7 protein-coding genes and 1 pseudogene are annotated in these 6,297 nt (G+C 56.7%); 2 read left to right on the top strand and 6 right to left on the bottom strand.

From position 1 onward, the window contains the following. The 4 genes from ahpF to galU all read right to left on the bottom strand — a co-directional run. A partial coding sequence (gene ahpF, locus AC1DH9_RS18955; protein WP_477808577.1) for an alkyl hydroperoxide reductase subunit F occupies positions 1-1,505 on the bottom strand: 1,505 nt, incomplete at its 3' end. Positions 1,506-1,628: 123 nt separating this feature from the next. Continuing rightward, on the bottom strand, positions 1,629-2,192 hold the full coding sequence (gene ahpC, locus AC1DH9_RS18950; RefSeq protein ID WP_054597722.1) for an alkyl hydroperoxide reductase subunit C: 564 nt from the start codon (positions 2,190-2,192) through the stop codon (positions 1,629-1,631). Between the two features lie 315 nt (positions 2,193-2,507). Further along, positions 2,508-3,866, bottom strand: coding sequence for a glutathione-disulfide reductase (gene gorA / locus AC1DH9_RS18945; protein WP_477808576.1), 1,359 nt, complete (start codon positions 3,864-3,866; stop codon positions 2,508-2,510). A gap of 130 nt (positions 3,867-3,996) precedes the next feature. Beyond that, complete coding sequence (galU, locus tag AC1DH9_RS18940; protein ID WP_019690034.1) at positions 3,997-4,836, bottom strand: UTP--glucose-1-phosphate uridylyltransferase GalU; 840 nt, start codon at positions 4,834-4,836, stop codon at positions 3,997-3,999. A gap of 255 nt (positions 4,837-5,091) precedes the next feature. Here galU and AC1DH9_RS18935 point away from each other — a divergent pair, with 255 nt between their 5' ends. Together AC1DH9_RS18935 and AC1DH9_RS18930 are read left to right on the top strand one after the other, a co-directional pair. Continuing rightward, positions 5,092-5,280, top strand: a complete 189-nt coding sequence (locus AC1DH9_RS18935) for a hypothetical protein (protein ID WP_427537053.1) — start codon at positions 5,092-5,094, stop codon at positions 5,278-5,280. A gap of 137 nt (positions 5,281-5,417) precedes the next feature. Next, on the top strand, positions 5,418-5,699 hold the full coding sequence (locus AC1DH9_RS18930) for a hypothetical protein (protein WP_427532375.1): 282 nt from the start codon (positions 5,418-5,420) through the stop codon (positions 5,697-5,699). Positions 5,700-5,719: 20 nt separating this feature from the next. Here AC1DH9_RS18930 and AC1DH9_RS18925 read toward each other — a convergent pair whose 3' ends face one another. Then, positions 5,720-5,950 carry a hypothetical protein gene (locus AC1DH9_RS18925; RefSeq protein ID WP_123583481.1) on the bottom strand — a complete coding sequence of 77 codons (231 nt, stop codon included), beginning with the start codon at positions 5,948-5,950 and terminating at the stop codon, positions 5,720-5,722. Positions 5,951-6,085: 135 nt separating this feature from the next. After that, a pseudogene (locus tag AC1DH9_RS18920) lies at positions 6,086-6,297 on the bottom strand (hypothetical protein); the annotation flags it as partial.

The following is a 6,297-nucleotide window of genomic DNA, read 5'->3' as shown; positions in this document are numbered from 1 at the left end:
CCCTCGCCGACCGCAATCACGATCTGCTTGTACGGCACGGTTGTTACATCGCCTGCAGCGAACACACCCGGTATCGAGGTCTCGCCACGGTTATCGACGATGATCTCGCCGCGCGGCGACAGCTCGACGGTGCCCTTGAGCCAATCGGTGTTCGGCAACAAACCGATCTGCACGAAGATCCCTTCCAACTCGACGCTCAATACTTCGCCTGACTGACGATCCTTGTAACGCAAGCCATTGACCTTCTGCCCGTCGCCGGTCACTTCAGTGGTTTGCGCACTGGTGATCACGGTCACGTTCGGCAGGCTGTGCAACTTGCGCTGCAACACCGCATCGGCACGCAACTGCACGTCGAACTCCAGCAGCGTGACATGAGCAACGATACCGGCCAGGTCGATAGCCGCCTCAACACCCGAGTTACCGCCACCAATCACCGCAACGCGCTTGCCTTTGAACAGCGGGCCGTCGCAGTGCGGGCAGTACGCCACGCCTTTGTTGCGATATTGCTGCTCGCCCGGAACGTTCATTTCACGCCAGCGCGCACCGGTCGCGAGGATGACGGTCCTGGCTTTCAGTGAAGCACCGCTGGCGAACTGGATCTGGTGCAGCTCGCCGTTTTTGCCCGGCAGCAGCTTGTCGGCGCGTTGCAGGTTCATGATGTCGACGTCGTATTGCTTGACGTGTTCTTCCAGCGCAACGGCAAGCTTCGGCCCTTCCGTCTCCTGTACCGAGATGAAGTTTTCGATTGCCATGGTGTCCAGCACCTGACCACCAAAACGCTCGGCTGCAACGCCGGTACGAATGCCTTTACGGGCGGCGTAGATTGCTGCCGAAGCACCGGCCGGCCCACCGCCGACGACCAGTACGTCGAAGGCGTCTTTGGCGCTGATCTTCTCGGCCTGACGCTCGATGGCGCTGGTGTCGATCTTGGCGATGATTTCTTCCAGGCCCATGCGACCTTGACCGAAATTCACGCCGTTCAGATAAATGCTGGGCACGGCCATGATCTGCCGTTCAGTGACTTCGTCCTGGAACAGCGCGCCGTCGATGGCGACGTGACGGATGTTCGGGTTCAGCACCGCCATCAGGTTCAGCGCCTGGACCACGTCCGGGCAGTTCTGGCACGACAGCGAGAAATAGGTCTCGAAGTTGAACTCGCCTTTGAGCGAGCGGATCTGTTCGATCACCTCGATACTGGCCTTCGAAGGGTGACCGCCGACTTGCAGCAAGGCCAGCACCAGCGAAGTGAATTCGTGGCCCATGGGGATACCGGCGAAACGCAGGTTGATATCGCTTCCTGGGCGGTTCAACGAGAACGATGGCTTGCGCGCATCGGTACCGTTGTCGAGCAGGGTAATTTGCTGGGAAAGACTGGCTACGTCTTTGAGTAAGGCGAGCATTTCCTGGGATTTCGCACCGTCGTCGAGGGAGGCGACGATCTCGATCGGCTGGGTGACCCGTTCCAGGTATGACTTCAACTGAGCTTTAAGATTGGCGTCCAACATACGGGCGATTTCCATTTTGTATACGGTAGAAAAAACAACGCCCGGGCAGATTCGCCCAGGCGTTTTTTGGGGCGATGCGGTTTACGTGTTTAAGAGCTCATCGCCCTCAATCGACTCACAGACTCAGATCTTGCCGACCAGGTCCAGGGACGGAGCCAGGGTGGCCTCGCCTTCTTTCCACTTGGCTGGGCAGACTTCGCCCGGGTGAGCGGCAACGTACTGGGCAGCCTTGATTTTGCGCAGCAGCTCGGAAGCATCACGGCCAACGCCGCCGTCGTTCAGTTCGACGATTTTGATCTGGCCTTCAGGGTTGATCACGAAGGTGCCACGGTCGGCCAGGCCGACTTCTTCGATCAGCACGTCGAAGTTGCGGGAGATCACGTGGGTCGGGTCGCCAATCATGGTGTACTTGATTTTTTCGATCGCAGGCGAAGTGTTGTGCCAGGCGGCGTGGGCAAAGTGGGTGTCGGTCGACACGCTGTAGATTTCTACGCCAAGCTTCTGGAATGCATCGTAGTTGTCAGCCAGGTCTTCCAGCTCGGTTGGGCAAACGAAGGTGAAGTCGGCCGGGTAGAAGAACACGACGGACCATTTGCCTTTCAGATCGGCGTCCGACACTTCGACGAATGCGCCGTTTTTGAATGCGGTAGCGTTGAACGGTTTTACGTGGCTGTTGATGATAGGCATCGTTGACTCTCCGTCAGGGTTGAGAAGTTGATGGAGTGAATCCTACGCACTCAACCGACGGATGGCTCATTGGCAAACCTGATGCTGGTAATTGGTTTTCGCTATTAGTCTGCACTATCAATAGAAGAAAACCATATCCATTCGCCAACAGCCTTTTCAGCGATCCGGAGCCCAAGTCGCATTGTGGGAGCGAGCCTGCTCCGGGCGGCGCTCCGACGATAGCGGTGTAACAGTCACCCACAATGGTGAATGTTATGGCCTCATCGCGAGCAGACGGAACGCCGCCCGGCTGCTCCCACATTTGATCTGAGACGATTAGCCGGCTACCGGTGTGCGCATGGTGACGAACTCTTCGGCAGCGGTAGGATGCACGCCGATGGTTTCGTCGAAATCGCGTTTGGTGGCGCCAGCCTTCAAGGCAATCGCCAGGCCCTGAACGATCTCGCCCGCTTCCGGGCCGACCATGTGGCAACCCAGAACCTTATCGGTCTTGGCGTCCACCACCAATTTCATCAACGTGCGCTCCTGGCACTCGGTCATGGTCAGTTTCATCGGCCGGAAACGGCTTTCGAAAATCTGCACCTCATAACCCTCATCCCTCGCCTGCTCTTCACTCAGGCCAACGGTGCCAATGTTCGGCAAGCTGAATACGGCCGTGGGAATCATCTTGTAGTCGACCAGACGATACTGCTCAGGCTTGAACAGCCGACGAGCCACCGCCATGCCTTCCGCCAGTGCTACCGGCGTCAGTTGCACGCGACCGATCACATCGCCAATCGCCAGAATGGAGGGCTCAGCGGTTTGATACTGCTCGTCGACTTCGACAAAGCCCTTCTTGTCGAGCGTGACCTTGGTGTTCTCCAACCCCAGGTTGTCGACCATCGGACGACGCCCCGTGGCGTAGAACACGCAGTCCGCCTGCAACTCGCGACCATCCTTGAGGGTTACGTTCAAACTGCCGTCGGCCTGTTTTTCGATGCGCTCGATGTCGGCATTGAATTGCAGGTTCATCCCGCGCTTGGTCAGTTCCTCCTGCAAATGCTTACGCACCGAGCCGTCGAAGCCACGCAGGAACAGTTCACCGCGATACAGCAAGGTGGTTTCGGCGCCCAGCCCGTGAAAAATCCCGGCGAACTCTACGGCAATATAGCCGCCACCGACCACCAGAACGCGCTTGGGCAGCGCTTTGAGGAAAAACGCCTGGTTGGAACTGATAGCGTGCTCATGCCCCGGAATCTCGGGGATCTGCGGCCAACCACCGGTGGCAATCAGAATATGCTTGGCGGTATGCCGCTCGCCGTTAATCTCGACCTCATGCGGGCCAACGATTTTGGCGTGGCCTTCATGCAAGGTTACGCCGCTGCCGACCAGCAGATTGCGGTAGATACCGTTCAGCCGATTGATTTCGCGATCCTTGTTGGCGATCAGCGTTGCCCAATCGAAATTCGCCTCGCCCAACGACCAGCCAAAGCCCTGCGACTGCTCGAAGTCTTCGGCAAAATGYGCCCCGTAAACCAACAACTTCTTCGGCACGCAGCCAACGTTGACGCAGGTTCCGCCTAGATAGYGGCTCTCGGCCACAGCGACTTTCGCGCCAAAACCTGCAGCGAAGCGCGCTGCTCGTACACCGCCGGAACCGGCGCCAATCACATAAAGGTCAAAATCGTAGGCCATTTTCAATCTCCTCGGCAGGCCACAAGCATACCCGCTGCAGCTTTCTCGGTCAGCGCTGCGATTGACATGGGGCCGAAAAACGAAAAAGCCACCCGAAGGTGGCTTTTCAGAACAAAACAGCGAAGCGCTTTTAGTAAGCCTTACCCGTCTTGTAGAAGTGTTCGAAGCAGAAGTTGGTCGCTTCGATGTAGCCTTCAGCGCCACCGCAGTCGAAACGCGTGCCTTTGAACTTGTAGGCAATCACGCAACCGTCTTGCGCCTGTTTCATCAGCGCGTCGGTGATCTGGATCTCGCCGCCTTTGCCTGGCTCGGTTTCTTCGATCAATTTGAAGATGTCCGGAGTCAGGATGTAACGACCGATGATTGCCAGGTTGGATGGAGCATCTTCCGGCTTTGGCTTCTCGACCATGTTGCGGACGCGGTACAGGTCATCGCCGATCAAGTCGCCAGCGATCACGCCGTATTTGTGGGTTTCCTGAGGGTCGACTTCCTGGATCGCAACGATGGTGCAACGGTACTGTTTGTACAGTTTGACCATCTGGGTCAGTACGCCGTCGCCGTCCAGGTTGACGCACAAGTCGTCCGCCAGCACGACCGCGAACGGTTCGTCGCCGATCAATGGACGGCCGGTCAGAATCGCGTGACCCAGACCTTTCATTTCGGTTTGACGGGTGTAGGAGAACGAGCACTCGTCGAGCAGTTTGCGGATGCCGACCAGGTACTTCTCTTTATCAGTACCTTTGATCTGGTTTTCCAGCTCGTAGCTGATGTCGAAGTGGTCTTCCAGGGCGCGTTTGCCACGACCGGTCACGATGGAGATTTCTGTCAAACCAGCGTCCAGCGCTTCTTCAACGCCGTACTGGATCAGTGGCTTGTTCACCACCGGCAGCATTTCTTTAGGCATGGCTTTAGTCGCTGGCAGGAAGCGAGTACCGTAACCGGCTGCTGGGAACAAGCATTTCTTGATCATAAAAGTCCTTAAAAGGGCTGTGTGTACGAGTTTCGGCGCAGTCTAATCAGCCGGCGAGCACCTTACAATGCCCCACACTGGCTAACCGATGCCATCATAGAGAAATATTCCGGCGGATAGTTCCGCAACAACGCAGATTAGCCTCCAGGCCAAGACGGACGGAACAACGCAAAGACTTCACTTTAGACCAGTGAACGCACCGGGGGGCTTTTCCAGTTATCATTGCGCGATTGAACCAGCCAACGAGGCAGATAGATGTCGGCAGCAAAAAGCGTAAACGGTTACCTGATCAATCAAGCCAAAGATGGCCAGTGGTGGGTCGACAGCGTCAGCGGCGAAAACATCGCTGGGCCTTTCCCCACAGAGGCATTGGCGATTGAAGTGGCCTCGGTGCTGCAAGACACCCCGCCTGCCCCCAAGCGGCGCGGCGCCAAGTCTGAGTAACAYCGCCGCTCGAAAGAGCCCTGCAAACGCGCAGGGCTTTTTTGTGTTTGTCTGTACCGCAATGGTTGTTCGCTATAGCATCTCGCTGCAGGGCGACTCACGCCCTTACACACTGTTCACTCGATGACGACCCTCACATGAAAAAATATCTGGCTCTGATTGCGGTGTTGGCCTTGAGCGGTTGCGCCACTGCGTCCAAAACCTATCTGAATAACGGCGAGCAAGGCCTGTCGATCGACTGCTCGGGTGAAGCCAACTCCTGGGCCAAATGTTATCAAATGGCTGAAGATTCCTGCGCTGGAACCGGCTATCGGATCATTGGCACCGGTGGCACGCCAGCCACCAAGGAAAGCGACAAGACCCTGGGCGTCGACGTTGGCAACTACAAGAGCCGCAGCGTTGTAGTGGTGTGCAAGTAACCGGCAAGACGCTATGGCCGTTACATGTGAATTTCGGCGAATTTGATCCCGAGCCCGCGTACGGTCTCGATCAGATCATCCAGCCGAGCGAATGATTCGACCTCATCATTTTCATCCACCAGGAAATAGCTGCGCCCTGCACTTTTCTTGAAGAACACAATCCATTCCCCGGAGTTTGCCGGGTTTTGAATCACATGCGTCGCAGAAATGAGCCCCTCTGCATGCCGCTCTCTTACTTGCTCTCGCTTCATTGACCACTCCAGAAATGACAGTGCCGTCCAAGCCCGAGGCTGGACGGCACTCCTGCTGATTGGCGACAGTTTATCGGACGATACGGTCAATCAGCCAATTTCAAATTCAGCGAGCGAGAGGGAATCGCCAAAAAACTATGAGCCAGAAATGCATTTGTTGGCCGCATCCTGCACATCTCCGGGCCGAATTGGCACATTGGACATGCTTTCGTGGAGCTTGATGCTACTCCCGCTGGATCGTTCTTCGATGTCAAACACCGCAGACGGACTCGCAGACAGTTTTCCTGGAACAATGACCCGGACGCCGTCCTTGTTGTAGGGCTCCATTTGCACAGCCCCTCGGGTAC

This window comes from Pseudomonas sp. 05T35 (genome assembly GCF_056396605.1).
This window is presented reverse-complemented; position numbering and strand designations above follow the sequence as displayed.